Origin of the sequence: Paraburkholderia aromaticivorans, assembly GCF_012689525.1 — a bacterium.
Lineage (GTDB): Bacteria > Pseudomonadota > Gammaproteobacteria > Burkholderiales > Burkholderiaceae > Paraburkholderia > Paraburkholderia aromaticivorans_A.
The window spans coordinates 3,631,222-3,657,683 of record NZ_CP051516.1 but is presented as its reverse complement, the minus strand read 5'-3'; the positions used below and the strand labels follow the sequence as shown (position 1 = coordinate 3,657,683).

Below are 26,462 nucleotides of genomic sequence, written 5' to 3'. Positions count from 1 at the left end.
ATGATTCATCAACCGTCCATCGCTTCCGACTCCGCCGAGCAGGCCATAGCCGCGCGCATCGCCGCGGCCATGCCGACCCTCACGCCGATTCATCGGCGCATGGGCGACTACGTGCTGGCCAATCTGTTTCGCGCGGCGACCATGCGGATCGACGAACTGGCCAGCGTGGTCGGCGCCTCGGTGGCGACGGCGAACCGCTTCGCTCGCGCGCTCGGTTTCGACGGCTATCCGCAGTTCCGTGAGGCGCTGGTGCGCGGCTTCGAGGCGACGCTCGCACCGGTCGAGCGCTTGCGCAGTGCGCAGGAATCGCTCGCAGCCGGCGACGACGTGGTCGACGCATCGCTAGAACAGGCCGCCAACAATCTGCACGCCACCCGCACGGCGATCGACAGCGCCGCGGCCGAAGCCGCCGTCGAAGCGATCATCGCCGCGCGCCGCGTCTTCGTGCTCGGCTTCGGTGCCAGCGCGTTTCTCGCGGGTCTGATGGAACACGGCCTGATGCCGTATCACGACAACGTGCAGTCGCTTGCGCTGATGGGCGGACCGTCGCATGCCGCGCGGCGTCTGTTTGCTTCCAACGAGGGCGATCTCGTCATCGGCATCGCTTTTCCGCGCTACGTCGAAGACACGATCGAGCTCGCGCATCGCGCGGCGGGCCGTGGCGCCCGCGTGCTCGCGCTCACCGACAGTCCGCGTTCGCCGCTCGCGCAGTTCGCCGACATCTCGCTCTACATCCGCGCCGATCGACGGCTCGCGGCGAATGCCGATTCGGCCGTGCTCGCTGTGATCGAAGCCCTGTGCGACGCGGTGGCCTATCGCGCCAAACGCTCGGTGAAGGCTGCCGCCGAAGTCAGCGAATTCCTGCTGCCGTGGCTCGTCGATCCACAAGCCGAGGCCGCCGGCACGAATGCGCGGCCCGCGCGCGGCGCGACCTGCACTTCCCGTACTCCTCGCACTACGAAAACCAAACGATGAACTCCAACGCAGTCATTGCCATTCATGGCGGGGCAGGGACGATCCTGCGCACGTCGATGTCGGCCAGCGCCGAAGCCGAATACCACGCCGCCTTGCACGCGGTGCTGAGCGCCGGCCAGCGCGTGCTCGCCGACGGCGGCAGCGCACTCGACGCCGTCAGCGAGGCCGTGCGCCTGCTCGAAGACTGTCCGCTCTTCAACGCGGGCCGCGGCGCCGTCTACACGGCGGCCGGCACGCACGAACTCGACGCGGCGATCATGGACGGCAGCACGCTCGAAGCCGGCGCAATCTGCTGCGTGAAGCGCGTGCGCAATCCGATTCTGGCGGCGCGCCGCGTGCTCGAACGCAGCGAGCATGTGCTGTTCACCGGCGAAGGCGCGGAAGCCTTCGCCGCCGCGCAAGGACTCGAATTCGCCGAGCCGGAGTATTTCCATACCGAAGCGCGCCATCGTCAATGGCTGATCGCGCGCGGGCAACAGCGCGTCGTGCTCGATCACGACGGCGCGACGCTCGCCGCCGCGCCGTCCCCGAATGACGACGAGCCAACGCCGCACGAACCGATCGATCCGAACCGCAAGTTCGGCACCGTCGGCGCGGTCGCGCTCGATCAGCACGGCCACGTGGCCGCGGCGACATCGACCGGCGGCGTCACCAACAAGCAGGCCGGCCGGGTCGGCGACACGCCGCTGATCGGCGCGGGCTGCTATGCGGACGACGCGACCTGCGCGGTCTCGACCACCGGCTCGGGCGAAATGTTCATGCGTATGGTCGCGGCCTACGACGTCGCCGCGCAAATGGCCTACCGCAACGTGTCGCTGCAGGAAGCAGCCGACGACGTGGTGATGAACCGCCTGCCGAAGATCGACGGACGCGGCGGCCTGATCGCCGTCGATGCGCGCGGCAATGTCACGCTGCCCTTCAATACGGAAGGCATGTATCGCGGTTTTGCTCGGCTCGGCGAAGCGCCGGTGACGGCGATTTACCGCTAGTCCGTGCGTCTGACAACCGCCTGAATCATCGGCTGAAGCTTTGCCTGAAGCTCCGCCTGAATCCCCGTTAGCCGCGTTCGAAATAAAGGAACCACAGTGCCGACTTCATCGCACACCGCCCGTCCGCTTATCGAAACCTTGCCGCCGCAACGCGTGCTCGCGGTCGACGATCTGTCGGTCGCATTCCGCAGCGGCGACACCACCTTCAACGCGGTGCGCAATCTGTCGCTGACGGTTGAGCGCGGCGAGACGCTGGCGATCGTCGGCGAATCGGGTTCGGGGAAATCAGTGACCTCGCTCGCGTTGATGCGGCTGATCGAGCACGGCGGTGGGCGCCTTGCCGGCGGCAGCATCGCTTTCCGGCGCCGCGACGGCAGCGTGCTCGACCTCGCGAAAGCGTCGTCCGGCACGATGCGTTCGATTCGCGGCGCCGACATCGCGATGATCTTTCAGGAGCCGATGACCTCGCTCAACCCGGTCTTCACGGTGGGCGATCAGATCAGCGAGGCGATTGCCTTGCATCAGGGCAAGAGCCGCTCTGCCGCGCACGCTGAAACGCTGCGCCTGCTCGAACTCGTGCGCATTCCGGAAGCGCGGCGCGTGGCGGCACGGTTTCCGCATCAACTGTCGGGCGGCATGCGCCAGCGCGTGATGATCGCGATGGCGCTGTCGTGCAAGCCCGCGCTGTTGATCGCCGACGAACCGACCACCGCGCTCGACGTGACGATCCAGGCGCAGATTCTGCAACTGATTCGCGGCTTGCAGGACGAGATGAACATGGGCGTGATCTTCATCACGCACGACATGGGCGTGGTCGCCGAAGTGGCCGATCGCGTGCTGGTGATGTATCGCGGCGAGAAGGTGGAAGAGGGCGCGTCCGACGCGCTGTTCGCCGCGCCGTCGCATCCTTATACGAAGGCGCTGCTCGCCGCGGTGCCGCGTCTCGGCGCGATGCAAGGCACGGATCAGCCGGCCAAGTTTCCGATCCTGACCGTCGAGCAGGCGAGCCTGAGCGGCACCGACCAGGCCGTGCGTCCCGCTGCCGCCGTCGCCGAAGAAACGCAGCCGCTAGTGCTCGAAGCCACGCCGCCGATTCTGCGGGTCCGCGAGTTGGTCACGCGCTTTCCGGTCAAGAGCGGACTATTCGGCCGCCTGACGGGCCGCGTGCACGCGGTGGAAAAAGTCAGCTTCGATTTGCGGCCCGGCGAAACGCTCGCGCTGGTCGGCGAATCCGGTTGCGGCAAATCGACTACGGGCCGCTCGCTGCTGCGTCTCGTCGAAAGTCAAAGCGGTTCGATCGAATTCAACGGCAAGGAAATCAGTTCGCTGACGGGCCCCGCGTTGCAGGCGTTGCGCCGCGATATCCAGTTCATTTTCCAGGACCCGTTCGCTTCGCTGAATCCGCGGTTGACGGTCGGCTTCTCGATCATGGAGCCTCTGCTCGTGCACGGCGTCGCGCAAGGCGCCGAAGCGCAAGCCCGCGTGGCGTGGCTGCTCGAAAAAGTCGGCTTGCCGCCCGAAGCCGCGCGGCGCTATCCGCACGAATTCTCCGGTGGTCAACGGCAACGCATCGCGATTGCGCGGGCACTGGCGTTGAACCCCAAAGTCGTGATCGCCGACGAATCCGTGTCCGCGCTTGACGTCTCCGTGCAAGCGCAGATCGTCAACCTGATGCTCGATTTGCAGCGTGAACTCGGCGTCGCGTATCTGTTCATTTCGCACGACATGGCCGTGGTCGAACGCGTCAGTCATCGCGTCGCGGTGATGTATCTCGGCCAGATCGTCGAAATCGGTCCACGCCGCGCGGTGTTCGAAGCGCCGCAGCATCCGTACACGCGCAAGCTGATGGGCGCGGTGCCGGTCGCCGATCCGGCGCGCCGACACGCGAAACGCATGCTCGCCGCCGACGAGATTCCGAGCCCGATCCGCGCGCTCAACGATGAACCCATCGTCGCGCCGCTCATTGCGGTCGGACCGGATCATTTCGTCGCCCAGCACCATGTCGGCGGCGCGTACTAAAACCGCGTACTAGAACCTCTAGTCACACGTTTCTTCTCGCAGCATCACAACCTGTTTTCATTTCGCAGCCTGGAGCCAACCTCATGAACCTGCTGGTCCCGTCTTCTCCGTTTCGTTTGCGCGCGCTGGTCAGCGGCGGCGCGGTGGTGTTCGCGATGCTCGCGGGCAATGCGGCGCATGCCGACACCACGGCCGTGATGGCCGTCGCTTCGACCTTCACGACGCTCGATCCGTACGATGCCAACGACACGCTCTCGCAAGCCGTCGCCAAGTCGTTCTATCAGGGGCTGTTCGGCTTCGACAAGGACATGAAACTGGTCAACGTGCTGGCCGATAGCTACGAAGCCAGCCCGGATGCGAAGGTCTACACGTTTAAGCTGCGCCACGGCGTGAAGTTCCAGGACGGCACCGACTTCAACGCCGCGGCGGTGAAAGCGAACTTCGACCGCGTCACGGATCCGGCGAACAAGCTTAAGCGCTACAACATGTTCAACCGCATCGAGAAGACCGAAGTGGTCGATCCGTACACGGTGAAGATCACGCTGAAGGCGCCGTTCTCGGCGTTCGTCAACGTGTTGGCGCATCCGTCGGCGGTGATGATTTCGCCGGACGCGCTGAAGAAGTACGGCAAGGACATTGCGTTCCATCCGGTCGGCACGGGTCCGTTCGAACTGGTGAAGTGGGATCCGGCGGGCGACCTGACGGTGAAGAAGTTTGCCGGCTACTGGAAGAAGGGCTACCCGAAGGTCGATGCGATCGACTGGAAGCCGGTGGTCGACAACAACACGCGCGCTGCGTTAATGCGTACCGGTGAAGCGGATTTCGCGTTCCAGGTGCCGTTCGAACAGGCCGCGCAATTGCAGTCGAGCCCGAAGGTCGATCTGGTTGCCTCGCCGTCGATCATTCAGCGCTATATCAGCCTGAACGTGAACCAGAAGCCGTTCGACAATCCGAAGGTGCGTGAAGCACTGAACTATGCGGTCAACAAGGACGCGCTCACCAAGGTCGTGTTCGCCGGTTACGCGACGCCGGCCGACGGCGTGGTGCCGCAAGGCGTCGACTATGCGGTGAAGCAGGGCCCGTGGCCGTACGATCCGGCCAAGGCGCGCGCCTTGTTGAAGGAAGCGGGCTATCCGAACGGTTTCGAAACCACGCTGTGGTCGGCGTATAACTACTCGACCGCGCAGAAGGTGATCCAGTTCGTGCAGCAGCAACTCGCGCAAGTGGGCATCAAGGCGCAGGTCGAAGCGCTCGAGGCGGGTCAGCGCGTCGCCAAGGTGGAAAGCGCGCAGGACGCCGCGACGGCGCCGGTTCGCATGTACTACGCGGGCTGGTCGTCGTCGACGGGCGAAGCGGATTGGGCGATCACGCCGCTGCTCGCGTCGGTCTCGTTCCCGCCGAAGATGGTCAACACCGCGTACTACAAGAACGACACCGTCGACAGCGATCTGAAGCAGGCGCTCGAAACCACCGACCGCGCGAAGAAAGCCGAGCTCTACACCGACGCGCAAAAACGCATCTGGACCGACGCGCCGTGGATCTTCCTCGTCAAGGAGAAGGTCGTGTACGCGCGCAGCAAGCGTCTGTCGGGTGCTTATGTTGCGCCGGACGGTTCGTTCAATTTTGACGAGATCGCGATCAAGTGATGAGTCGACCGTGCGCGCCGGCGTGTCGTTTCAGACGCGCCGCGCTGCATGGTCCCTGCTTTTGCGCCTGATACGCGCCGCACAAGATCTTTCGTTGCCCGCATCATTGCCGGATTGGATGTCATGCTGAACTTCCTCGTCAAACGTGTCTTTGGCCTGCTGCCGACGCTTTTCATCGTCGCCGTGCTGGTGTTTCTGTTCGTGCATCTGTTACCGGGCGATCCGGCGCGGCTCGCCGCCGGTCCCGATGCGGACGAGGCGACCGTCGCGCTGGTGCGCGCCGACCTCGGCCTGAACAAGCCGATGCCGCAGCAATTCGCCAGCTTCTTCGTGAAGATCGCGCACGGCGACTTCGGCATCTCGACGCGCAGCAAGCGCCCGGTCAGCGAGGAAATCGGCGAGCGCTTCATGCCGACGCTGCTGCTCACGCTCGCCAGCATGGTGTGGGCCGTCGTGCTGGGCATGGGCATCGGCATCGTTTCGGCCGTGTGGCGCAATCGCTGGCCCGACCGGCTCGGCATGACGCTCGCAGTGTCGGGTATTTCGTTTCCCGCATTCGCGCTCGGCATGCTGCTGATGGAGATTTTTTCGGTGAGGCTCGGCTGGCTGCCGATTGTCGGTGATGGTTCGTGGCAGAGCTATGTGCTGCCGTCGCTTACGCTCGGCGCGGCCGTCGCGGCGGTGATGGCGCGCTTCACCCGTGCCTCGTTTGTTGAGGTGATGAACGAAGACTTCGTGCGCACCGCGCGCGCCAAAGGCGTCCCCGAACGTCTCGTGATCGTCAAACACTGTCTGCGCAACGCGATGATTCCCGTCATCACGATGATGGGCCTGCAATTCGGCTTTCTGCTGGGCGGCTCGATCGTGGTCGAAGTGGTGTTCAACTGGCCGGGCCTCGGACGCCTGCTGGTGGACGCCGTCTCCATGCGCGACTATCCGGTGATTCAGGCTGAAGTGCTGCTGTTCTCGCTGGAATTCATCATCATCAATCTGGTCGTGGACGTGCTGTACGCCGTGATCAACCCGACCATCCGTTTCAAGTGAGGCCCGCATGAGCACGACCGCCACCGGGCCGACTGCGGCCGACACCGTTAAAGCCCAACCCGCGATCCGCACGCCGTGGAGCGAGTTCTGGCGCAAATTCCGTAAGCAGCACGTGGCGCTCGGCGCCGGCATCTTCGTGCTGCTGTTGATTGCGGTCGCGATCGTCGCGCCGCATATCGTGCCGTACGACCCGGAGAATTTCTTCGACTACGACGCGTTGAACGCGGGGCCGTCCGCGGCGCACTGGTTCGGCGTGGATTCGCTGGGCCGCGATATTTTCAGCCGCCTTCTGGCGGGTTCGCGTATTTCGCTGGAGGCGGGCTTTCTGTCCGTTGCGATCGGCGCGGTGATCGGCACGTTCTTCGGCTTGCTGGCCGGCTACTACGAAGGCTGGTGGGATCGCATCACGATGCGAGTGGCCGACGTGCTGTTCGCCTTTCCCGGCATTCTGCTGGCGATCGGCGTAGTGGCGATTCTCGGCAACGGCATGATCAACGTGATCTGCGCGGTCGCGATCTTCAGTATTCCGGCGTTCGCGCGGCTCGTGCGCGGCAATACGCTGATGCTCAAGCAACTCACGTATATCGAGGCGGCGCGCAGCATCGGCGCGTCGGATTGGACGATCATCATGCGGCACATTCTGCCGGGGACGATTTCCTCGGTGGTGGTGTACTTCACGATGCGTATCGGCACCTCGATCATCACCGCGGCGAGCCTGTCGTTTCTCGGCCTCGGCGCGCAACCGCCGACGCCGGAGTGGGGCGCGATGCTCAATGAAGCGCGCGCCGACATGGTCACGGCACCCCATATCGCGCTGTTTCCGAGTCTGGCGATTTTCCTGACCGTGCTGGCGTTCAACCTGCTCGGCGACGGTTTGCGCGATGCGCTCGATCCGAAACTCGACCGGTCATGAATTCGACCGAGCTTCAGAACGCGCCGCATGTCGGGGAATTGCCAAGCGGTCCGCTCGGCACGATTGCTGATGTGCAAGGCGTGACGGTTGGACATTGCTCGCTCGATCAAGGCACCGTGCAAACCGGCGTGACCGTGATTCGTCCGCATGACGGCGATCCGTTTCTCGCGAAAGTGCCGGCGGCGGCGTCGGTGATCAACGGGTTCGGCAAAAGCATCGGGCTCGTGCAGGTCGAAGAACTCGGCACGCTGGAAACGCCGATCGCGTTGACCAATACGTTCGGCGTCGCCGCTGTCGCACAGGCGCAAATTCGCGCGGCCATTCGTACGAATCCGCGGATTGGGCGCGAGTGGTCGACGGTCAATCCGTTGGTGTTCGAATGCAATGACGGGTATCTGAACGATATCCAGGCACTGGCCGTCACCGCGCAGCATTTCGACGATGCGCATGCAGCGGCCAGCGCGGATGTCGCGAGTGGTTCGGTCGGCGCGGGGCGGGGCATGTCGTGCTTCGATATGAAGGGCGGCATCGGCAATGCGTCGCGCGTGGTTAATGTAGCGGGCCGTAGCTATACCGTCGGCGCACTCGTGCTGGCGAACTTCGGCCGGCTGCCGATGCTCACCATCGACGGCGCGCCGCTCGGCCGTGTGCTGGCCGAACGCGCGGCCAAGGCGGCGATAGCCGCACCATCGGCCACGTCTGCGACGAAGCCCGAGCAAGGCTCGATCATCATGATCGTCGCTACCGACGCGCCGCTCGACGCGCGCCAACTCAAGCGTCTGTCATTGCGCGCGGCAGCGGGACTCGCACGCACCGGTTCGGTGTACGGGCACGGCAGCGGCGATATCGCGCTCGCGTTTTCAACGGCCTATACCGTGCCGCATGGCGCCGACTTCATCACGCTTCCGCCGCTCGTCGCCGACGAGCGTCTCGATCCGCTTTTTCGCGCTTGCGCGGACAGCGTCGAGCAGGCAATTCTCGATGCCTTGTGGAGCGCCGTATCCGTAACCGGGCGCGACGCTCACCAGCGTCTATCGCTGCGTGACTCAGTGCCCGATCTCGCCCAACTACTCAACACGACTCGCTGATGAAAGTCCTCATTTCCGCCGACATCGAAGGCATTGCCGGCGTGTTTCATCCTGAGCAGACGCGTACGGGTAACGGCGAATACGAAGCCGCACGCCGCTGGATGACGCTCGAAGCCAACGCCGCGATTGAAGGTGCATTCGCCGGCGGCGCGACACAGGTTTGGGTCAACGACTCGCATGGCGGCTTTCGCAATCTGCTGCCCGACCTGCTCGACGCGCGCGCCCAGATCGTGCTCGGCAAGCCGCGCACATTGGGCATGATGGCCGGGCTCGAATACGGCGCGGCGCTGGTCTTCATGATCGGCTATCACGCCATGTCGCAAACGCGCGGCATCCTCGCACACACGATCAACAGCTTTGCCTTCGCACGCGTGTCACTGAACGGCGTCGAGGTCGGCGAGGCGGGCGTCTATGGCGCGCTGGCGGAAGAATATGGCGCACAGGTCGCGCTTTTATCTGGCGACGACGTCTTCGCCGAAGAAACCGCGCCGCGTTTCCTAGGCGCGCGTTTTGTCGTCACCAAGAGCGCGACGGGGCATGCGAGCGGCGTCACGCAATCGCCGGCAAGCGCGCGCGCCGCGATCGAAACCGCCGCGCGTGAAGTGGTTCAGCAGCATCTCGCCAAGGGACACGCGCGGGAATCCACCCGCGCCGAAGCGAAGCCGGTCGAATGCGAACTGCGCGTGCAAACCAGCGCGCTTGCGGATCTTTTCTGCCAGTGGCCGACGCTCACACGCGTCGACGCGGTCACGCTGCGCTTTGGCGCGGCGTCGGCGGAACATGCGGTGCGCATGTTGAATTGCCTGTCGGCGATGTCGTTCATGTTGCGCTGATCGCGCGGCAACTGGCCGTTCTCCCTGCGCGGTCATTTCACTACGCTTACAGCGGCACCGTGGCGGCACGTTTCGTGAGGACGCGTTACTCTCCTGCATTCCGGAGGCGGCGTCTTTCTCACTGAGCGGGGTACAGCATGGGTAAGCAGACTATCGCGGATTATCTGGCCAAAACACTGGCGGCGGCAGACATCGAACGAATCTGGGGCGTGACGGGCGACAGCCTGAACGGCCTGTCGGATAGCTTGCAACGCCTGGGTTCGATTCGCTGGATGCACACGCGCCACGAAGAAGTGGCCGCCTTCGCCGCCGGCGCCGATGCCGCCGCGACCGGCAAGCTCGCCGTCTGCGCGGGCAGTTGCGGTCCCGGCAATCTGCACCTCATCAACGGCCTGTACGACTGTCACCGCAATCATCAACCTGTGCTCGCGATTGCCGCGCATATTCCGTCGTCGGAAATCGGCCTCGGCTACTTTCAGGAAACCCACCCGCAAGAGCTGTTCAAGGAGTGCAGTCACTACGTCGAACTCGTGACGAATCCGTCGCAGTTTCCGCGCGTGCTGGCGCGCGCCATGCGCACGGCGATCGAAGAGCGCGGCGTCGCCGTGATCGTGCTGCCGGGCGATGTCGCGTTGAGCGAAGCGCCCGAGGAAACGCCGGCCTGGGCCGGCACGCTGGAACGCTCGACGGTGGTGCCGTCCGAGGCGGACCTCGACCGGCTCGCCGATCTGCTCAACCAGGCGGGCGGCGTGACGCTGCTGTGCGGCAGCGGCTGCGCCGGCGCGCACGACGAAGTCGTCGCCTTCGCAGATCAACTCGGCGCGCCGACCGTGCATGCGCTGCGCGGCAAACAATACGTGGAGTGGGACAACCCGTTCGATGTCGGCATGACCGGGCTGATCGGCTTCAGCTCCGGCTATCACGCGATGATGTCGTGCGACACGCTCGTGATGCTCGGCACCGATTTCCCGTATCGCAACTTCTATCCGTCGCACGGCAACGTGGTGCAGATCGACCGGCGCGGCTCGGCGCTCGGCAAACGCGTGCCGTTGAAGCTCGGTCTGGTCGGCGACGTGAAGGCGACCTTGCAGGCGCTGATGCCGCGGCTCAAGCACAAGAGCGACCGACGCTTCCTGGAGAATGCGCGCAAGCACTACGCGAACACGCGCAAAGACCTCGACGACCTCGCGCGGCCTTCCGATCCGGGGCGCGCGATTCATCCGCAATACCTCACCAGCATTGTCGACAAGGTCGCCAACGAAGATGCGGTGTTCTCCGTCGACGTCGGCACGCCGACGCTCTGGGCCGCGCGTTATCTGACGATGAACGGCAAGCGCACGCTGCACGGTTCGTTCAACCACGGCTCGATGGCCAATGCGATGCCGCAGGCCTTGGGCGCGCAGGCGGCCGAGCCGGGCCGCCAGGTGATTTCGCTATCGGGCGACGGCGGCCTGTCGATGCTGCTCGGCGATCTACTTACTGCGCGTCAGCTCAATCTGCCGATCAAGGTCGTGGTGTTCAACAATAGCGTGCTCGGCTTCGTCGCGATGGAGATGAAGGCGGGCGGTTATCTGGAGGCCGGCACCGATCTGGCGACGACCGATTTTTCGGCGATCGCGCGAGGCGCGGGAATATACGGTGTCCGAATCGAACTGTCGGAGAATATCGAACCGGCATTGCGCGAGGCGTTTGCGCATCCGGGTCCGGCCGTGATCGACGTGGTGACCGCGAAACACGAACTCGCGATGCCGCCGAAGATCCAGTGGGCGCAGGCCAAGGGCTTCAGCCTGTATATGCTGAAGGCAGTGCTGAATGGTCGCGGGGATGAGGTCGTTGAACTGGCGACTACGAATCTGCGCTGAAACGCATTTGGGCTTGGCTTGTTTCCGCAGGCGTACGCGCACTGGCATCCGCGCATACGCCTGACTTGGATTACTGCTGCCGGCTCAGTTCACGCGCGGCGCGATCAATCACGTCGGCGATCGCGCCCGCGTGCGACACGGGCGCCAGGTGGCTCGACGCCATCGGCACGATCTTGGCGCCCATCCGGTTGGCCATGAATTTTTCGACATCCGGCGACAACGCCCGGTCGCGCATCGTGAGCACGTACCACGATGGCTTTTCTTTCCAGGCGACCTGGCTGACCGTTTCATTGAAGGCGGTCGCGGCGATCGGCACCTGCGCGGTGGCCAGCACGCGCGTCAGATTCTCGGGGACATCCGCAGCGAAGTCGGCGTGGTATTTCGTGCGATCGAGCCAGAGGAAGCCGCTCGAATCCTTCATGATGCTGGCGCCCCCGGGCGCCGGCGCGGCGCGCTTCATCAGATCCATGGTCGACTCGTGCAGGTCCGGCGCGATTGCAGCGATATACACGAGGCCGGCGACGTTCGGCGCGTTCGCGCCCGCCTCGGTGATCACGACGCCGCCCCACGAATGCCCCACCAGAATGGTCGGGCCGTTCTGACGCGCGAGGACGCGGCGGGTCGCGGCGACATCGTCGGCGAGGGAGGTGAGTGGATTCTGCACCGAGCTCACGTGATAGCCCTTCTGCTGCAATTTGGCGACCACGCCGTTCCAGCTCGATCCGTCGACGAACGCGCCGTGCACCAGCACGACGTTGCGCACCGGGCCGGTCAAGGGCGCCGCGGGCGGCGGCGTGGCGGCGGCCTTGGCGGGCGGTGCGGCGGGCGCTGCAGGCGCCGGCGCTTCGGGCGCGCTCGCCTCCGTGCCCGACTCGTCGGCCGGCTCGGCAGCGGGCGCCATGCTCGGCGCCATGGTGGGCGCCGGCGCCGGCGTCGCGGCGGGCGCGGTGGTTTGGGCGAGCGCGGTGGCCCCCGTGAAGCAGAGACACACAGCAGCGGCGCAAAGCAGACGTTTGGGCGACATGTTGAATCTCCGAAGGCTGAAGGCTCGACTAGGGCAACATACAGAAGCCCTGCGCCAGTGACAATCACTATCCTCGCCGTTAAGTGCGGCGCAGAACCAAGCGCGGGTTGCTCCCAGTATCTAGCTAATATCGGCCACGGTAAAATTTCAGGTTCTGCCGGGCCGGACCACAAGTCCGATCGGGTGATCGATATCCATACACTGGGGCGCAACGTTGAATAGTGCACAGCAGCAAGACGGCCTGAAGCGCGGGCTCAAGAATCGGCATATCCAGCTCATCGCGCTGGGCGGCGCGATTGGCACCGGCTTGTTTCTCGGCTCCGCCAGCGTGTTGCAGGCAGCCGGACCGTCGATGATTCTCGGCTACGCGATCGGCGGCGTCATCGCCTTCATGATCATGCGGCAATTGGGCGAAATGGTAGCGCAGGAGCCGGTGGCCGGGTCGTTCAGCCACTTCGCGTATAAGTATTGGGGCGACTTTCCCGGTTTTCTGTCCGGCTGGAACTACTGGGTGCTGTACGTGCTCGTGAGTATGGCCGAGTTGACCGCCGTCGGCACCTATGTCCACTACTGGTGGCCCGGCGTGCCGACGTGGGTGTCGGCGCTGGTGTGTTTCGCCGGCATCAACGCGATCAATCTCGCCAACGTCAAGGCCTACGGCGAAACCGAGTTCTGGTTCGCGATCATCAAGGTCGTGGCGGTGATCGGCATGATCGTGTTCGGCGGCTATCTGCTGATCAGCGGCCACGGCGGCCCGCAAGCCTCGATCACCAACCTCTGGGCCCACGGCGGCTTTTTCCCGCACGGGTTCCACGGCCTGTTCACGATGCTCGCGGTCATCATGTTTTCATTCGGCGGGCTGGAGCTGATCGGCATTACGGCGGCAGAAGCCGACCAACCGCAAAAGAGCATTCCGAAGGCCGTGAATCAGGTGATCTACCGGATTCTGATTTTCTACATCTGCTCGCTGGCGGTGCTGCTGTCGTTGTACCCGTGGAATGAAGTGGCGGCCGGCGGCAGTCCGTTCGTGATGATCTTCTCGCAGATCGGTTCGACGCTGACCGCGAACGTCCTCAACGTGGTGGTGTTGACCGCCGCGCTGTCGGTGTACAACAGCGGCGTGTATGCGAATAGCCGCATGCTGTACGGCCTCGCGGAGCAGGGCAATGCGCCGCGTGCGCTGATGAAGGTCGACCGGCGCGGCGTGCCGTACATGGCGATTGGTTTGTCGGCGCTCGCGACGTTCACGTGTGTGATCGTCAACTACCTGATTCCGGCCGAAGCGCTTGGTTTGCTGATGGCGCTGGTGGTGGCCGCGCTGGTGCTGAACTGGGCGCTGATCAGCCTGACGCATCTCAAGTCGCGCAAGGCGATGGTCGCGGCGGGCGAGACGCTCGTGTTCAAGTCGTTCTGGTTCCCGGTCAGCAACTGGATCTGCCTCGCGTTCATGGCGCTGATCCTCGTGATTCTGGCGATGACGCCAGGGCTGTCGGTTTCGGTGTGGCTGGTGCCGGCGTGGCTGGTGGTGATGTGGGCCGGGTATGTGTTCAAGCGTCGGCGCGCGGCTGTGCAGGGTGGGGCGCGGGTGGCGGGGCGGTAAGGCGTCTCGAATGGCGTGAGGGGCGACGTTCGCGCTCACGCCGTTAAAGACCGTTGAGGTTTTCAGGTAGGCCAGAAACGACAAACCCCGCGAGCAGCACGTGCTGGCGGGGTTTGAGGAAATACTGAAACAGCGGTCATTCGAAATCTTTGGTGCCCAGGGCCGGAATCGAACCGGCACGCCTTGCGGCGGGGGATTTTGAGTCCCCTGCGTCTACCAATTTCACCACCTGGGCAGGTCTTGCAGCGCACGCGTCAGAAGCTGGCGCGCGGCGAAGACGCAGATTATGGCCGAAAATTCGACGACGGGCAAGCCAGTTGCTTTCACCCGCCGCAAGGTCTTCAAACCGTACGGGAAAATCGTTCGAGTGTCTGCTGGCCGAGATACCGGTCGAACACCATCGCGATGTTGCGCACGAGCATACGTCCGGCCATCCGCACTTCGAGCTTGCCCACTTCGAGCGACACCAGCCCGTCCTGCTCGAAGCCGCGCAAACGCTTCAGCTCCGGCTCGAACGTCTCGGCGAAGCGGATGCCGTAAGCCGCTTCGAATTCGTCGAAGCGCAATTCGAGGTTGCACATCAGTTGCGTGATCACGTCGCGGCGCAGACGGTCATCGGCGGTGAGGCGTACGCCGCGTGCGATGGCGAGCGTGCCCGCATCGATCGTCGCGGCATAGCCCGGCAGATCCTTGACGTTCTGCGCGTACACGTCGCCGACCTTGCCGATCGACGATGCGCCGAAGCCGATCAGATCGCATTCCGCCCGTGTGCTGTAGCCCTGGAAATTGCGGTGCAAGGTGCGCTTCGCTTGCGCGCGCGCGAGTTCGTCAGTGGGCAGCGCGAAGTGATCCATGCCGATGTACACATAGCCCGCGCCCGTCAGACGTTCGACCACGCGCTGCAGGATCGCGAGTCGCACTTCAGGTGAAGGCAGCGTGGCGGGGTCCATCTGACGTTGCATCTTGAAGAGCTGCGGCATGTGCGCATAGGCGAATACGGAGAGACGATCGGGCGCGAGCGCGAGCATCGTGTCGAGCGTGCGACTGAAGCTCTCGACCGTTTGATGCGGCAGCCCGTAAATCAGGTCGACACCGATCGAGTGAAAGCCGGTGTCGCGCGCGGCCTGCATGACCGACGAGGTCATCTCGAGCGGCAGAATGCGGTTGATCGCCTGCTGCACGACCGGATCGAAGTCCTGCACGCCGAGGCTCAGCCGATTGAAACCCAGCTTACGCAGATGCGCGATGGTATCGGGCGACGCCTCGCGCGGATCGACTTCGATTGAATATTCGGCTTCGGTGTCGGGCAGCAGCGTGAAGTGCTCGCGCGTGACGGCCATCAGCTCGGCCGTTTCGTCGTGCGACAGAAAAGTCGGCGTGCCGCCGCCCCAATGCAATTGCGATACCGGACGCCGCGTGTCGAAACAGGTCGCCTGCAACGCCATTTCGCGCTTCAACCGATCGAGGTACGGACGCGCATGGGTGCGATTTTTGGTGGCGACCTTGTTGCAGCCGCAGTAGAAACACACGGTGTCGCAAAAGGGAATGTGGAAGTACAGCGAGAGATCCGTGGCCGACGCGCCTGGGTCGGCGGCGGCGCGTAAATAGTCGGCGGGATCGAAGTCGTCGCGGAACTGCAGGGCGGTCGGATAGGACGTATACCGTGGGCCGTTCGCACTGTATTTGGCGAGCAGGTCAGGGCGGAACAGCGTGCTGGCGATGGACATGAGGGACTCAAGGGCTGGCTGGTGGCCATCGAGGAAGAGGCGGACCGCCGCGGTTCGCGCGACGGGATCGAACAGCGCGGACGCCTCTTGAGCATGGCCTTTAAGATCCTTCGAGTTTACGTGAGCGGGTATTCGCCCGATTGCGTAAAAAGGTCGCATGGAATGCGGTGGCACAATGCGGGTCTGATAGTGCATTGCCCGTTTTCGGGTTCAGGAAAAATGTCGTGAGTGATGTGCCGAATAGCGCCGTGAAGCCCGAGTCTCCGTTCCACGTGGCCGGTCACGCGTGCCGCCCCGATTGCGGCGCGTGTTGTATTGCGCCGTCGATTTCGAGTCCCATTCCGGGCATGCCGAACGGCAAGCCGGCGGGCGTGCGCTGCGCGCAGCTCGGCGACGATCTGCGCTGCGCGATCTTCGGTCAGCCTGAGCGGCCGGCATGCTGTTCCGGTCTGCAACCGCAGATGGAAATGTGCGGCACGAACCGCGGCGAGGCGCTCGCGTGGCTTACGCAGCTTGAGACGCAAACTCAACCGCACGCACAACCGGTGGCTCGTCCTTAACGCGCGCAAACGAATCGCCGCCAAGCGCAATTTACAAACCACGAGCCGAAAACGAACACCGCAATCGCATGCCCGAACAGGTTTCCACAGGAGATTTCGCATGACTCGACCCGCTGCGCCGGCCCGGCGCCGCTTCATGCTTGCCGCGCTGACAGGCTGTAGCGCGCTCGGCATTACCGTTTCGCTCTCGGCCTGCGCAACCTCGACTTTTCCGTTCATCCCCTCGCATTACACGTTCTCGCAGCAGCAGGTGCAGGACGCGGTGCAGCGCAAATTCCCGTATCAGCGCACGGTCTCCCAAGTGTTCGAGGTCGCGCTGACTCACCCCGTGGTCGGTTTGCTGCCGGACGCGAACCGCGTCTCGGTGAAGCTCGACGCGCGTCTCGTGAGCCCCTTCATGCCGCAGCCGGTGGACGGCGTGTTCACGCTGTCGAGCGAATTAGCCTACGACGCCGCCAGCAAATCGGTCGTGCTCAAGGCGCCGAACGTCGACAACGTCAGCGTGAGCGGGCAGGCCCAGGCCTATACGCAGCAGATCAATGCGGCGGCGGCGGTGCTCGCCACGCAGTTGCTGACCAACTATCCCATCTACACCTTCAAGCCCGAACAACTGCAATTTGCCGGAGTGAATTACGAACCCGGTACAATCACCATCCTTACAAACGGCATACGCGTGCAAATCGTCGAAAAATGACGCGGCGCGCGGCCGGCAGGGCCGCGCGCTTTCCGTGCTGGCCCTGTTCGTTCCTACTATCTACAGCGATGAGGGTCACGGATGGACTGGCTATTGGCTTGCAAGGCGCTGATTCTGGGCGTCGTCGAGGGATTGACGGAGTTTTTGCCCGTGTCCAGCACCGGGCATTTGATCGTCGCGGGCAGTCTGCTGAACTTTACCGATGAGCACGCGAAAACCTTCGATGTCGTGATCCAGCTCGGCGCGATTCTCGCCGTGTGCTGGGAATTCCGCCGCCGCATCGGCAGTGTGGCGTCCGGTTTGCCGAGCCGGCCGGATGCGCGCCGCTTCACGCTGAACGTGATCATCGCCACAATTCCGGCGATCGTGCTCGGCTTGCTATTCGAGAAATCGATCAAAGCGGCGCTGTTCTCGCCGGTGCCGGTTGCGTTCGCGCTGGTGGCGGGCGGCGTCGTGATCCTGTGGGCGGAGGCGCGTCAGCGCGCGCAAGGCAAGACGGAAGCGCGCGTGCAAAGCGTGGACGACCTGAGCGCGCTGGACGCGCTGAAAGTCGGCCTCGCGCAATGTTTCGCGCTGATTCCGGGTATGTCGCGCTCGGGCTCGACGATCATCGGCGGGATGCTGTTCGGCCTCGACCGGCGCGTCGCCACGGAGTTTTCCTTCTTCCTCGCGATTCCGATCATTTTCGGCGCGACCGCTTACGAGTTGTACAAAGACTGGCACCTGCTTTCCGTCGACGCGCTCGGCACCTTCGCGGTCGGTTTCGTGGCGGCTTTCGTCAGTGCTTTTGCTTGCGTGCGCTGGTTGTTGCGCTATATCGCCGCGCACGATTTCACGGCGTTTGCGTGGTATCGCATCGGCTTCGGGCTGCTGATTTTGCTGGTTGGTTATAGCGGCGCGTTGAGCTGGGCGGATTGAGCGCTTGCGTTTCGCTTGAGCCATGAGAAAAGGTCCGCATTTGCGGACCTTTTTTGTTGCGTGGCAATCTCGCTGCGCGTTTATGCAGCGCCGCGTTTGCGGAAGACGAGATCCCACACGCCGTGTCCGAGCCGCAACCCACGACGCTCGAACTTCGTTACAGGACGGTACTCCGGACGCGGCACATAGCCGTCGGCGGTATTTTCCAGCGCTGGGTCGGCGCCCAGTACTTCGAGCATCTGTTCGGCGTAATTCTGCCAGTCCGTCGCGCAATGCAGATACGCGCCGGGTTTCAGGCGCGATACGAGCAGCGCGACAAACTTCGGCTGGATCAGCCGGCGCTTGTGGTGGCGCGCCTTGTGCCACGGGTCCGGAAAGAAGATGTGCACGCCGTCGAGGCTATCCGGCGCGATCATCTGTTCGAGCACCTCGACCGCGTCGTGCTGAATGATGCGGATGTTCGACAGGTTCTGTTCACCCATCAATTTCAGCAGCGCGCCGACGCCCGGTTCGTGTACTTCGACGCCGAGAAAATCGTCGCCGGCACGGTGTGAGGCGATTTCGGCGGTGGTCGCCCCCATGCCGAAGCCGATTTCCAGCACGCGTGGCGCCTCCCGGCTGAATACGCTGTTCCAGTCGGGTTGTTGCGGCACGAAGGGCACCACGAAGCGCGGGCCGAGTTCGTCCATGGCGCGGCGCTGGCCGGTTGAGACGCGGCCGGCGCGCGTGACGAAGCTGCGGATGCGCCGCCGATGCAGGGCTTCTTGCGGCGCGTCGTCGTCGGCGGCGGACTGGTGTTCGGTTTGGCTGGAGGGCGTCGGGAGGTCGTCCGGCAGGCCGGCGTCGTTAGGATCGTGGATCATCGTCGATGCTGCTACAAGGGTGAAGGGCTTCGCGGCGTGCCCGGCGTGCTGCACGGTGCCTGTCGAGGCTTGCGCGGTTTGAAGCGCGAACTCCGACAGGCACGGCTGGTGAGCGCGAGGTTGACGGGTCGCTGCGCCAGGCCGCCGCTATGACAAAAAAGCCGCCTTCATGGAGGCGGCTCGTGCTGGATTCTGCTGAAGGCGTCAGCAGGAAAGTGGAGCGGGCATTGCAAGTGCGCGTAAGGTAGCACAACCGAAAAGGGCGCGTCCAGACGGACTGGGGATGGCGGGGAGTATGGATGTGGGTGAGAATATTACATTTGAATAACGCAGGTGCCCGCACAATTGATTTAATCGTTTTGTAAGGTATTTTCCTGGGGCGATTATCTGGGCGAGTAACGATCTCAGCGAATATGCGCATCGTCGCCAACGGTCATACTGCCGTTCTAACTACGGATGGCACGCACTTCGTTACGAGATGCCATTCGCGGCGACGTCCCTATGCGACATTTTTCGGCGCGGTTTGAGCAAGCGAATCGATTGCCGGATTTGACGATCAGGAAAAGCTTTTACGGGCAGGGGCCAGAAGAACGATGAAGTCAGATCCTTTCGCGAATCTGCCCGGTTGCTCACGAGCTGACTAGAAAGTATCTGGAGCGGGCGATGGGAATCGAACCCACGGCTCTAGCTTGGGAAGCTAGGGTATTGCCATTATACGACGCCCGCAGAGCACGCTATTCTACGCGGGTTTCACGCGATTTGGCAAACGTGGACGTTCGCGGCCCGTCTGAATGTGTGCTCGCCGCGGGAGCGCTGACGGGAAGCGTCCGGTGTTCCGCGCCGCGACGCACCGGCTCACCGCACCAGGCCAGCCGTATTCAGCGATTCGTTGCGTGCTCTCGCCCATTCGGTCGGCTATCTCCCTTGCGAGTTCTACCTCACACGACTGAAGTGGCGTCGTCATTGTCGGGCGCCACAGCTGAGTAGATTGAGGCAGGCACCGTCCGCTACCGCGCGCAGCGCGGAACTAGCCGATTAACGCTTCGACTGCCCAATCAGATCGCGGAAATTGAATGCAGCCATAAGCCCATATAATTACAAGACCAATCAAATAGATACGCGCGGTCTGCTTCGATTTTTAATTCGTTATGCATGATATTTCATCATGCATTGACTGAGCGGGCTCTCTAAAAATTCAAATAAATATTAAAGCTTGTCGGGATGCCGCCGTTTACTTCTTTAGCGTCCTTTCCAAATGTTACAAGAATTCATTCGATTTGATTCTGTCAAGTGGATTTTTGGAATGATTCAACGAATCGGCGCTGGCGGCAAACATCGAAATGAAAACGACCAACGGCGTGACACAGCCAATCTGATTGGCTGCCCACTCGCCAAAAAAAAAATGGATATGAAAATTAAAGCTAAATTGACGTTATCCCTGCTCGCTTCGCTCGCTCTGGCAGCGTGCGGCGGTGGCGACGGGGGCAATTCGGCGGCGACGCCTTCGGCCGGCAGCGCTTCGGCGCCGGCAGTGGCAAGTGCTCCCGGTCCCGCAAGCGCGCCGGCTCCGGCTTCTTCGCCCGCACTCAGCGGCGAGCAACTGCCGAGTCTGTCCAGTCCGCAGAGCGGTTCGGCTGCGGCCGCGGGCAACGGCGTAGAAGGGGTATGGACTAGCCAGTCCGGCGTCGACAAGACCACGGCGCTCGTCGATCCGCAGGGCAACATCTCCTACCTGAATACGGTAAGCGGCTTCGGCTTGTCGGAGTTCTTCGGCGTCATCGCGGCCACCGCGCCGAACTGGACGCTCAGCTCGGGTGCGGCATTCATCGGCAACGTCTATTTTCCGACGACCTCCGGCTCGGGCTCGTTCGTCAATAACCAGACGTTCACGGGCAGCTACGTCGAGAACGGCACCACGGTGAACCTGTCCTGGAACTACGACGCGGCGAATGCGCTCGCTGTCACGCAGTCGAGCGTCGCGGGCACGTGGGCGGAAACCGGTTGAGGCTGTGTCAAAACGTGCGACTTTGACATCGAGCGCGAAAATCGACCCACCAGAACGCTCTGTATCGGCTTCGCGGCACGTCGGCAAGGGTAAAGCGACACCCGAAAACCGGGTAATTTCGAGTTTTGACACAGCCTCGGTTCGTCGCTGACGATTGCAAGCGACGGCACGCTAAGCGGCACATTGAGCAGCTGCCCGGTCTCCGGCACGTTGCTGCTCGCCACGCCGTCGTCCAGCAAGAATCTCTACACGTTGAACGTGACCGGCACGACCGCATCCTGCACGTTGAAATCGGGCGCGACGTATTCGGGCAATGCCGCGATTACGTTCCTGCCGATCACGGGCAGCAACCTGTATGTCCGCACGATTTTCTTCATGATCAAGACAGCGACCAACACGACGGTCGCCTACGGGCAGTTGACCAAGCAATAAGCGGAAGCAATAAGCGACGCATGAAACAAAGCCGCCGCCTTTTTGATAGGCGGCGGCTTCTGAATGTTCGCTACCTGTGCGTTCAGATCACGAAGTAAGTCAGTTGAACGGCCGCGCGGGTAACCACCATCAACAGCACCTGCACGATCACGAATAGCAGGATCGGCGAGAGGTCGATGCCGCCGAGTTGCGGCACCACGCGGCGCAGCGGATTCAGAAACGGCGCCGTGAGCTGATACAGGATCGGCATGGCCGGCGAACGTGGATTGAGCCACGACAGCAGCGCCATCAGGATCGTCAACCAGATGATCAGATTCAGCGCCCACTTGATCAGCGTCAGCACCGCGACGATCAGCAGCGTCGGCAACAGCGTGAGCGGATCGGCGCCGGTCAGCACCACCATCAGCACCACGTACACGATGGCCGCTAGCAGGGCCGCGACCAGGCTCGCCCAATCGATCTTGCGCGTGCTCGGCAAGATATGCCGCAGCGGCAGCACGATCCAGTTGGTGACTTGCAGCACCGCGTTCGTGACGGGGTTGTAGGGCGGCATGCGCACGACCTGCAGCCATGCGCGCAACAACAGGGCCGCGCCGAACAGCGTGAAGACGGTATTGAGCAGAAAACGGGCGATATCGCCAAACATCTCGTGTCCTTATCCTTCGGATGACGGCCGCCGACCGGCCGCAGGGTGCCGGCGCTCTCCGAACGGTGCGCCGGCGGTTTCATTTGAATTTCTTGCGCCCTTTCCGCACTCGGGCGCGTTACGCGTCGTTTGAAGCGGCCGCGTGGTGTTGCGATGCCACGGTTTGCGGGTCACGATCAACGGCTTACTGTATTAAAGGCCGCGATTCGTCCCGCTTCCGCGGGGCATCACACGGAAATCTTGATCTCGCTGATCAGAATCGTGCCGTTGCCACCGTCCGTGTAGTTGGGAATGTCGGCCATCAATTGCTCGGAAGCCGGTTTGAAGACTTTGTAGAAGTCGTCCGCGCTGTCGAACAGGAAATGGCCCGCGGCGACGTACTGCGGCGGCGTTCCTGGCGGGCCGGCATTGATGCCGACGTCGACCGACCAGCCCTTCAGCGACGGCCCGAACAGCTTCGCCGCGAGCGGCATATGCGTGACGCAGTAATAGTCCACGTCGAAGTGGCCGTTTTCCCGGTACGGATAGAGGATGCTGACCTTGATCATTGTGAGTTCTCGTCTGTTGGTCCCGATGCGCGGCGCTGGCGGATTGCGCGCGGCGCCGGACGTCACATTATCACGGCTTACTTGACGCTTGCACCTGCCGCGGCCTGATTCAGCGACCGGTTGAGCGATTCTTCCACGACCTCGGAGATGGCGTCGATCGCGGCGGGCGGCGTGGCGCGGCGTTCGGCCAGTCCGACCGCGCGCCGCGACAGCAGCCCGTAGAGCGCGGCGTGGTCGCCGCCGAGGCCTTCCAGCAACGCCAGTTGTTTCTGAACCACGCTCGTGTCGCCGCGCGATACCGGGCCCGCGAGCGCGTTGGGCAAACCCTTGTCGCGGGCGGTTTCGATGGTGCCGGAAAGCATCGGCAGCAGCGCTCGCAGCGCGTCGTCTTCGGCAAAGCCCAGCGTGCGCCACAGCGCGACGCATTCCGCGAGGCTGCACAGCGCGAAGCTGGCGGCGTAGTGCGCGGCGGCATGATAGAGCATGCGACCGCCCGCCGGAATCGACAGCGGATGGCAGCGCAGCGCGACGGCGAGCGCTGTCAGCGTGTCCTTCAGTGCGCCGTCGGCCTCGATCGTCACCGAGCAACCGGCGATGCGCTCGAGATCGGCGAGTTCGCCGCTAAAGAGGTACAGTGGATGAAAACCGCCGATCGAGGCGCCCTGGTCGCGTGCCGAGGCGAGCAATTCGACCGGCGAAGCCCCGCTGCAGTGCACGAGCGCCTTGCCGTGCGCGCCGGCCGCGTCGCCCGGGATGAACCGGAGTGTGTGCGCTGACGTACCGATGCTGTCATCGGGAACAGCTAAAAAGACGATATCGGCGGCGTCGACAACCTGTTGTGGGTCCTCGAATGCCGCGCAATGCTCGATTTGACTGGCAAGCCTGCCGGCGGAAGTTGCCGAGCGGCTTGCCACCGCCGTGACCGGATAGCCGGCGCGTGAAAAGCTCAGCGCGAGACAACGCGCGAGCCGGCCCGCACCGATAAAGCCGAGGCGCGGCAGAGAGGACTGGGACATGGGTGCCTGCTCCAGACGGAACATTGGAAAAGCAGAAGTATCGCGCATCCGCCACGCACGCGGCGCGGCTGGACGTCGGCTTTCCCTTGGTCAGTGCGCCTGCGATATGGCGCGCCCAGCCGGTCATCCGGCGGCGTGCGCCCCACGGGCTAGAAAACTGCTCACAATTCTTCAGAGCCGGTTTGGCAGTTGCTGTTCTGGGTATTTCGTCTCGCAGTCAGATTCGGGAGGTTCACGATGAATATTTTTTCTTACCGAAAGCACTTGCGGTTCCTGACGCATGCACAGCGCCGTCGCTGGTGGGACCAGAAAAAGCGCCTGACGCCGCGCGTGCGGATCAGTGGCGCCTATGTCCCGCCAAGCGTATCCCGCGAGTTCGCGTATGTGAAGGTCGGCTGACGTAGCGGCCCTCGCAGGTAAGGAAATGCCCGGCCCATCAGCCGGGCATTTTTCATTTTGGGGCTCAATTGGATGCCGTCAGGATTGAAGCTAATTTGTAATCAAAGATTACCGTCAAGTGAATGCTCCAAGCCGTAAAGCGGGCATTGCGGCTGATCGCTGTGGGTTCGGACAGGCGCAATCCCTGATTTTTCAGCGCATTACGAAGCCCATTGGCTGCTTGTGGCGTCTGCGGAAATTGCGGACTTTTGGCGCCAATTGCAATTTGCAACAAATGCGAACAGATAGGCGTGGTCTTTTTCGATACATTGATTTCATGGCATGCAGGGCATGCGAAGTCGGCGACCTTGGTGGGCCGCGCTAGGAGAATAAAAGTGAAAAAGATCGTTCCGTTTGTCGTTGCCGCAGCACTCGGCTTGGGACTCGCCGGTGCCGCTCAGGCGCACGTTTCCGTCGGTATCGGTATCGGGGTTCCGATTGCGCCGGCTTACCCGGTTTATGCCGCGCCGCCGCCGGTTTACTATGCGCCGCAGCCGGTTTATGCGCCGCCGGTCGTTTATGCACCGGCGCCAGTCGTGGTAGGCGGGTATTACGGTGGCTACGGACGTCCTTACTATCATCACGGCTATTACCGCGGTTATTACGGTCACGGTTACTATCGCCGCTAATCGCGGCACGTAGCGCTATTTTATTGACGGCGTAAAGCCGGCTTGATCGCCGGGTTACGCCGTTTGTATTTGTTGGCGGCTTTTTATGCAGCCAGTTTGGGACTATCGTCGGAATGACGGTCTGAATTGGCAAGAGCGCCGGGTCGAGGCGAAGAGTTGCCACCGAAGCTCACTTCACGCCTGACGTTCCAAACCTGGGACGAAGCTGGGAGAATGGCTGTTTCGCCACCGCTCTGGAGAGTTTCGCCGATGCAAGCGCTTCCCGCTCCCACTTTCGACGACGTACTCGACGCCGCTGCGCGTCTTGACGGCGTCGCCCATCGCACTCCCGTTCTAACCTCGAGCACGTTCAACGAGCGCACCGGGGCGTCGGTGTTCTTCAAGTGCGAAAATTTTCAGCGCATGGGCGCCTTCAAATTTCGTGGCGCTTATAACGCGATCTCGCATTTCGACGCGGAGCAGCGCAAAGCCGGCGTGCTGACGTATTCGTCGGGTAACCACGCCCAGGCGATCGCCTTGTCGGCCCGCCTGGCTTGCATCCACGCGACGATCGTCATGCCGCAGGACGCACCCGCGGCCAAAGTCGCGGCAACCAAGGGCTACGGCGGTGAAGTGATCACCTACGACCGCTACACGGAGAACCGCGAAGAGATCGGCCGGCGGCTCGCCGAAGAGCGCGGCATGACGCTGATTCCGCCGTACGATCATCCGCATGTGATCGCCGGGCAGGGCACGGCGGTGAAGGAGTTGATCGAGGAAACCGGCCCGCTCGACATGCTGTTCGTATGCCTCGGCGGCGGTGGATTGATCAGCGGCAGCGCGTTGTCCGCAGCGGCCTTGAGCCCGGCGTGCACGGTGATCGGCATCGAGCCGGAGGCGGGCAACGACGGCCAGCAATCGCTGGCGCGCGGCGAGATCGTGCATATCGACACGCCGCGCACGATCGCCGACGGCGCCGCCTCCACGCATCTGGGCGACTACACGTTTGCAATCATCCAGAAACTGGTCGCGCAAATTGAAACGGTCAGCGACGCGCAGCTGATCGAGACAATGCGCTTTTTCGCGCAGCGCATGAAGATCGTGGTCGAGCCGACGGGCTGTCTCGCCGCGGCCGCGGTGCTCAACGGCATCGTGCCGGTGAAGGGCAAGCGTGTCGGCGTGGTGGTGAGCGGCGGTAACGTCGACCTGGAAAAGCTCGCGCAGTATCTCGCCTGATACATCGCGTCGGGTGGCGTTGTGGCGCTTGCCAACCCTGATGCGTGATACCTGATGCTTGATCGAAAACGGCTCGCCAACGCGAGCCGTTTTCACGTCAGCTTGCCACGTGCGCGGTTTGCACGATCAGATCGCGATACCCGTTGACGATCACGCTGTACGAGAAGTACGCAAACAGCAGCGCGGACAGCACGTGACAGGCGCGCAGCAAACCTGTGCCGGCGCGTTTGCGTCCGTGGCTGCCGAGTCCGCAGATGAAGATCGTCCAGCACAGACCGCCGAGAAAGAATCCGCCGAGAAATACCGGCGCGGTCGTCACGCTCGTGGCGCCCGCTTTTGCGATCAGCGCGCCGCCGACCGCGGCGAACCACAAAATCGCCGAAGGCGACGACACCGCTAGCAAGACGCCGCGCAAGAAACCGCGCCACGCGGACAGATGCGGCGCATTCGCGTCCGCCTCGCCGGCCACTGCCGGTGCGGTCGCCGGGAACATCGCTTCACGCGCCATCTTCCAGGTCAGGAAGAGCAGGATCGCCGCGCCGCCGATCCACACCACCCAGCGCACGGATTCGAACTGCAACAAGGCGGCCATGCCCGCGAGCGCGAGCGCCGCATAAATCAGATCGCCGATGCACGAACCGAGGCCGAGCCAGAAGCCCGGTTTGAAGCCATGCGAGAGCGTCAGGGAAATCATGGCGACGTTCACGAGACCGATATCCAGACACAGCGACAGCGACAGAAAAAATCCATCCGACATCATTGAAAAGGCATGCATCCG

At 63.1% G+C, this 26,462-nt stretch carries 26 protein-coding genes and 2 tRNA genes; 18 read left to right on the top strand and 10 right to left on the bottom strand.

The window, feature by feature from the left end:
* From HF916_RS44680 to poxB, 9 genes are all read left to right on the top strand, one after another.
* Window positions 1-975 carry a MurR/RpiR family transcriptional regulator gene (locus tag HF916_RS44680; RefSeq protein WP_168794995.1) on the top strand — a complete coding sequence of 325 codons (975 nt, stop codon included), beginning with the start codon at window positions 1-3 and terminating at the stop codon, window positions 973-975.
* A complete protein-coding gene (locus tag HF916_RS44675) occupies window positions 972-1,964 on the top strand; it encodes an isoaspartyl peptidase/L-asparaginase family protein (protein WP_168794994.1) in 993 nt (330 codons plus the stop codon). Before HF916_RS44680 ends, HF916_RS44675 begins: the two co-directional genes overlap by 4 nt.
* Before the next feature lie 96 nt (window positions 1,965-2,060).
* Window positions 2,061-3,983, top strand: coding sequence for a dipeptide ABC transporter ATP-binding protein (locus HF916_RS44670; protein ID WP_168794993.1), 1,923 nt, complete (start codon window positions 2,061-2,063; stop codon window positions 3,981-3,983).
* Between the two features lie 83 nt (window positions 3,984-4,066).
* Complete coding sequence (gene gsiB, locus HF916_RS44665; RefSeq protein WP_168794992.1) at window positions 4,067-5,629, top strand: glutathione ABC transporter substrate-binding protein GsiB; 1,563 nt, start codon at window positions 4,067-4,069, stop codon at window positions 5,627-5,629.
* 123 nt (window positions 5,630-5,752) lie between these two features.
* Window positions 5,753-6,673, top strand: coding sequence for a glutathione ABC transporter permease GsiC (gene gsiC / locus HF916_RS44660; RefSeq protein WP_168794991.1), 921 nt, complete (start codon window positions 5,753-5,755; stop codon window positions 6,671-6,673).
* A 7-nt stretch (window positions 6,674-6,680) separates the two neighbouring features.
* Window positions 6,681-7,586: a glutathione ABC transporter permease GsiD gene (gene gsiD, locus HF916_RS44655; protein ID WP_168794990.1), complete on the top strand. Its 906-nt coding sequence runs from the start codon at window positions 6,681-6,683 to the stop codon at window positions 7,584-7,586.
* Window positions 7,583-8,674: a P1 family peptidase gene (locus HF916_RS44650; RefSeq protein WP_168794989.1), complete on the top strand. Its 1,092-nt coding sequence runs from the start codon at window positions 7,583-7,585 to the stop codon at window positions 8,672-8,674. Before gsiD ends, HF916_RS44650 begins: the two co-directional genes overlap by 4 nt.
* Entirely contained in the window at window positions 8,674-9,507 is an 834-nt protein-coding gene (locus HF916_RS44645) for a M55 family metallopeptidase (protein WP_168794988.1), read from the top strand. Before HF916_RS44650 ends, HF916_RS44645 begins: the two co-directional genes overlap by 1 nt.
* Window positions 9,508-9,644: 137 nt before the next feature.
* On the top strand, window positions 9,645-11,369 hold the full coding sequence (gene poxB / locus HF916_RS44640; RefSeq protein WP_168794987.1) for a ubiquinone-dependent pyruvate dehydrogenase: 1,725 nt from the start codon (window positions 9,645-9,647) through the stop codon (window positions 11,367-11,369).
* A gap of 70 nt (window positions 11,370-11,439) precedes the next feature.
* Here poxB and HF916_RS44635 read toward each other — a convergent pair whose 3' ends face one another.
* The gene (locus HF916_RS44635; RefSeq protein WP_168794986.1) at window positions 11,440-12,393 is read right to left on the bottom strand and encodes an alpha/beta fold hydrolase; all 954 of its coding nucleotides are present in this window, start codon (window positions 12,391-12,393) and stop codon (window positions 11,440-11,442) included.
* Window positions 12,394-12,607: 214 nt separating this feature from the next.
* On the opposite strand from HF916_RS44635, the gene HF916_RS44630 reads away from it, so the two are divergent.
* Entirely contained in the window at window positions 12,608-13,993 is a 1,386-nt protein-coding gene (locus HF916_RS44630; RefSeq protein ID WP_168794985.1) for an amino acid permease, read from the top strand.
* 150 nt (window positions 13,994-14,143) lie between these two features.
* On the opposite strand, the gene HF916_RS44625 is transcribed toward HF916_RS44630, so the two are convergent.
* Window positions 14,144-14,228 (bottom strand) — tRNA-Leu (locus HF916_RS44625).
* Between the two features lie 106 nt (window positions 14,229-14,334).
* Window positions 14,335-15,720 carry an oxygen-independent coproporphyrinogen III oxidase gene (gene hemN / locus HF916_RS44620; RefSeq protein ID WP_168794984.1) on the bottom strand — a complete coding sequence of 462 codons (1,386 nt, stop codon included), beginning with the start codon at window positions 15,718-15,720 and terminating at the stop codon, window positions 14,335-14,337.
* A 224-nt stretch (window positions 15,721-15,944) separates the two neighbouring features.
* On the opposite strand from hemN, the gene HF916_RS44615 reads away from it, so the two are divergent.
* From HF916_RS44615 to HF916_RS44605, 3 genes are all read left to right on the top strand, one after another.
* Window positions 15,945-16,280, top strand: a complete 336-nt coding sequence (locus tag HF916_RS44615; protein ID WP_168794983.1) for a YkgJ family cysteine cluster protein — start codon at window positions 15,945-15,947, stop codon at window positions 16,278-16,280.
* A gap of 100 nt (window positions 16,281-16,380) precedes the next feature.
* Window positions 16,381-16,974, top strand: a complete 594-nt coding sequence (locus HF916_RS44610; RefSeq protein ID WP_168794982.1) for a DUF1439 domain-containing protein — start codon at window positions 16,381-16,383, stop codon at window positions 16,972-16,974.
* Between the two features lie 81 nt (window positions 16,975-17,055).
* Entirely contained in the window at window positions 17,056-17,892 is an 837-nt protein-coding gene (locus tag HF916_RS44605) for an undecaprenyl-diphosphate phosphatase (RefSeq protein ID WP_168794981.1), read from the top strand.
* 80 nt (window positions 17,893-17,972) lie between these two features.
* Here the strand turns inward: HF916_RS44605 and trmB are convergent, their stop codons facing one another.
* Both trmB and HF916_RS44595 read right to left on the bottom strand, forming a co-directional pair.
* Window positions 17,973-18,755 (bottom strand): tRNA (guanosine(46)-N7)-methyltransferase TrmB, encoded by a 783-nt coding sequence (gene trmB / locus HF916_RS44600; RefSeq protein WP_168794980.1) that lies wholly within the window; start codon window positions 18,753-18,755, stop codon window positions 17,973-17,975.
* Between the two features lie 652 nt (window positions 18,756-19,407).
* Window positions 19,408-19,481 (bottom strand) — tRNA-Gly (locus tag HF916_RS44595).
* Between the two features lie 682 nt (window positions 19,482-20,163).
* On the opposite strand from HF916_RS44595, the gene HF916_RS44590 reads away from it, so the two are divergent.
* Window positions 20,164-20,760: a hypothetical protein gene (locus HF916_RS44590; RefSeq protein WP_240975726.1), complete on the top strand. Its 597-nt coding sequence runs from the start codon at window positions 20,164-20,166 to the stop codon at window positions 20,758-20,760.
* A 183-nt stretch (window positions 20,761-20,943) separates the two neighbouring features.
* Window positions 20,944-21,192 carry a hypothetical protein gene (locus HF916_RS44585; protein ID WP_346777740.1) on the top strand — a complete coding sequence of 83 codons (249 nt, stop codon included), beginning with the start codon at window positions 20,944-20,946 and terminating at the stop codon, window positions 21,190-21,192.
* 82 nt (window positions 21,193-21,274) lie between these two features.
* On the opposite strand, the gene HF916_RS44580 is transcribed toward HF916_RS44585, so the two are convergent.
* From HF916_RS44580 to HF916_RS44570, 3 genes are all read right to left on the bottom strand, one after another.
* Window positions 21,275-21,838 carry a YggT family protein gene (locus HF916_RS44580; protein ID WP_106313896.1) on the bottom strand — a complete coding sequence of 188 codons (564 nt, stop codon included), beginning with the start codon at window positions 21,836-21,838 and terminating at the stop codon, window positions 21,275-21,277.
* A 227-nt stretch (window positions 21,839-22,065) separates the two neighbouring features.
* Window positions 22,066-22,386 carry an EthD family reductase gene (locus HF916_RS44575; protein WP_168794979.1) on the bottom strand — a complete coding sequence of 107 codons (321 nt, stop codon included), beginning with the start codon at window positions 22,384-22,386 and terminating at the stop codon, window positions 22,066-22,068.
* 77 nt (window positions 22,387-22,463) lie between these two features.
* A complete protein-coding gene (locus HF916_RS44570; protein WP_168794978.1) occupies window positions 22,464-23,402 on the bottom strand; it encodes a Rossmann-like and DUF2520 domain-containing protein in 939 nt (312 codons plus the stop codon).
* A gap of 237 nt (window positions 23,403-23,639) precedes the next feature.
* On the opposite strand from HF916_RS44570, the gene HF916_RS50025 reads away from it, so the two are divergent.
* Window positions 23,640-23,801: a hypothetical protein gene (locus HF916_RS50025; protein ID WP_007180743.1), complete on the top strand. Its 162-nt coding sequence runs from the start codon at window positions 23,640-23,642 to the stop codon at window positions 23,799-23,801.
* A 64-nt stretch (window positions 23,802-23,865) separates the two neighbouring features.
* On the opposite strand, the gene HF916_RS44565 is transcribed toward HF916_RS50025, so the two are convergent.
* Window positions 23,866-24,075: a hypothetical protein gene (locus tag HF916_RS44565; RefSeq protein ID WP_168794977.1), complete on the bottom strand. Its 210-nt coding sequence runs from the start codon at window positions 24,073-24,075 to the stop codon at window positions 23,866-23,868.
* 100 nt (window positions 24,076-24,175) lie between these two features.
* Here HF916_RS44565 and HF916_RS44560 point away from each other — a divergent pair, with 100 nt between their 5' ends.
* Both HF916_RS44560 and HF916_RS44555 read left to right on the top strand, forming a co-directional pair.
* Window positions 24,176-24,469: a hypothetical protein gene (locus HF916_RS44560; protein ID WP_168794976.1), complete on the top strand. Its 294-nt coding sequence runs from the start codon at window positions 24,176-24,178 to the stop codon at window positions 24,467-24,469.
* 249 nt (window positions 24,470-24,718) lie between these two features.
* Complete coding sequence (locus tag HF916_RS44555; RefSeq protein ID WP_168794975.1) at window positions 24,719-25,684, top strand: threo-3-hydroxy-L-aspartate ammonia-lyase; 966 nt, start codon at window positions 24,719-24,721, stop codon at window positions 25,682-25,684.
* A 97-nt stretch (window positions 25,685-25,781) separates the two neighbouring features.
* Here the strand turns inward: HF916_RS44555 and HF916_RS44550 are convergent, their stop codons facing one another.
* Entirely contained in the window at window positions 25,782-26,459 is a 678-nt protein-coding gene (locus tag HF916_RS44550) for a LysE family translocator (RefSeq protein ID WP_168794974.1), read from the bottom strand.
* Between the last annotated feature and the right edge of the window lie 3 nt (window positions 26,460-26,462).

What these genes read in the sequence shown, in the direction of transcription:
- HF916_RS44635 (WP_168794986.1), bottom strand. Translation starts at nt 12,393, where the DNA reads ATGTCGCCCAAACGTCTGCTTTGCGCCGCTGCTGTGTGTCTCTGCTTC.
- gsiB (WP_168794992.1), top strand. Translation starts at nt 4,067, where the DNA reads ATGAACCTGCTGGTCCCGTCTTCTCCGTTTCGTTTGCGCGCGCTGGTC.
- hemN (WP_168794984.1), bottom strand. Translation starts at nt 15,720, where the DNA reads ATGTCCATCGCCAGCACGCTGTTCCGCCCTGACCTGCTCGCCAAATAC.
- gsiD (WP_168794990.1), top strand. Translation starts at nt 6,681, where the DNA reads ATGAGCACGACCGCCACCGGGCCGACTGCGGCCGACACCGTTAAAGCC.
- HF916_RS44605 (WP_168794981.1), top strand. Translation starts at nt 17,056, where the DNA reads ATGGACTGGCTATTGGCTTGCAAGGCGCTGATTCTGGGCGTCGTCGAG.
- gsiC (WP_168794991.1), top strand. Translation starts at nt 5,753, where the DNA reads ATGCTGAACTTCCTCGTCAAACGTGTCTTTGGCCTGCTGCCGACGCTT.
- HF916_RS44575 (WP_168794979.1), bottom strand. Translation starts at nt 22,386, where the DNA reads ATGATCAAGGTCAGCATCCTCTATCCGTACCGGGAAAACGGCCACTTC.
- trmB (WP_168794980.1), bottom strand. Translation starts at nt 18,755, where the DNA reads ATGATCCACGATCCTAACGACGCCGGCCTGCCGGACGACCTCCCGACG.
- HF916_RS44610 (WP_168794982.1), top strand. Translation starts at nt 16,381, where the DNA reads ATGACTCGACCCGCTGCGCCGGCCCGGCGCCGCTTCATGCTTGCCGCG.
- HF916_RS44590 (WP_240975726.1), top strand. Translation starts at nt 20,164, where the DNA reads ATGAAAATTAAAGCTAAATTGACGTTATCCCTGCTCGCTTCGCTCGCT.
- HF916_RS44675 (WP_168794994.1), top strand. Translation starts at nt 972, where the DNA reads ATGAACTCCAACGCAGTCATTGCCATTCATGGCGGGGCAGGGACGATC.
- poxB (WP_168794987.1), top strand. Translation starts at nt 9,645, where the DNA reads ATGGGTAAGCAGACTATCGCGGATTATCTGGCCAAAACACTGGCGGCG.
- HF916_RS44650 (WP_168794989.1), top strand. Translation starts at nt 7,583, where the DNA reads ATGAATTCGACCGAGCTTCAGAACGCGCCGCATGTCGGGGAATTGCCA.
- HF916_RS44555 (WP_168794975.1), top strand. Translation starts at nt 24,719, where the DNA reads ATGCAAGCGCTTCCCGCTCCCACTTTCGACGACGTACTCGACGCCGCT.
- HF916_RS44550 (WP_168794974.1), bottom strand. Translation starts at nt 26,459, where the DNA reads ATGCATGCCTTTTCAATGATGTCGGATGGATTTTTTCTGTCGCTGTCG.
- HF916_RS44680 (WP_168794995.1), top strand. Translation starts at nt 1, where the DNA reads ATGATTCATCAACCGTCCATCGCTTCCGACTCCGCCGAGCAGGCCATA.
- HF916_RS50025 (WP_007180743.1), top strand. Translation starts at nt 23,640, where the DNA reads ATGAATATTTTTTCTTACCGAAAGCACTTGCGGTTCCTGACGCATGCA.
- HF916_RS44645 (WP_168794988.1), top strand. Translation starts at nt 8,674, where the DNA reads ATGAAAGTCCTCATTTCCGCCGACATCGAAGGCATTGCCGGCGTGTTT.
- HF916_RS44580 (WP_106313896.1), bottom strand. Translation starts at nt 21,838, where the DNA reads ATGTTTGGCGATATCGCCCGTTTTCTGCTCAATACCGTCTTCACGCTG.
- HF916_RS44570 (WP_168794978.1), bottom strand. Translation starts at nt 23,402, where the DNA reads ATGTCCCAGTCCTCTCTGCCGCGCCTCGGCTTTATCGGTGCGGGCCGG.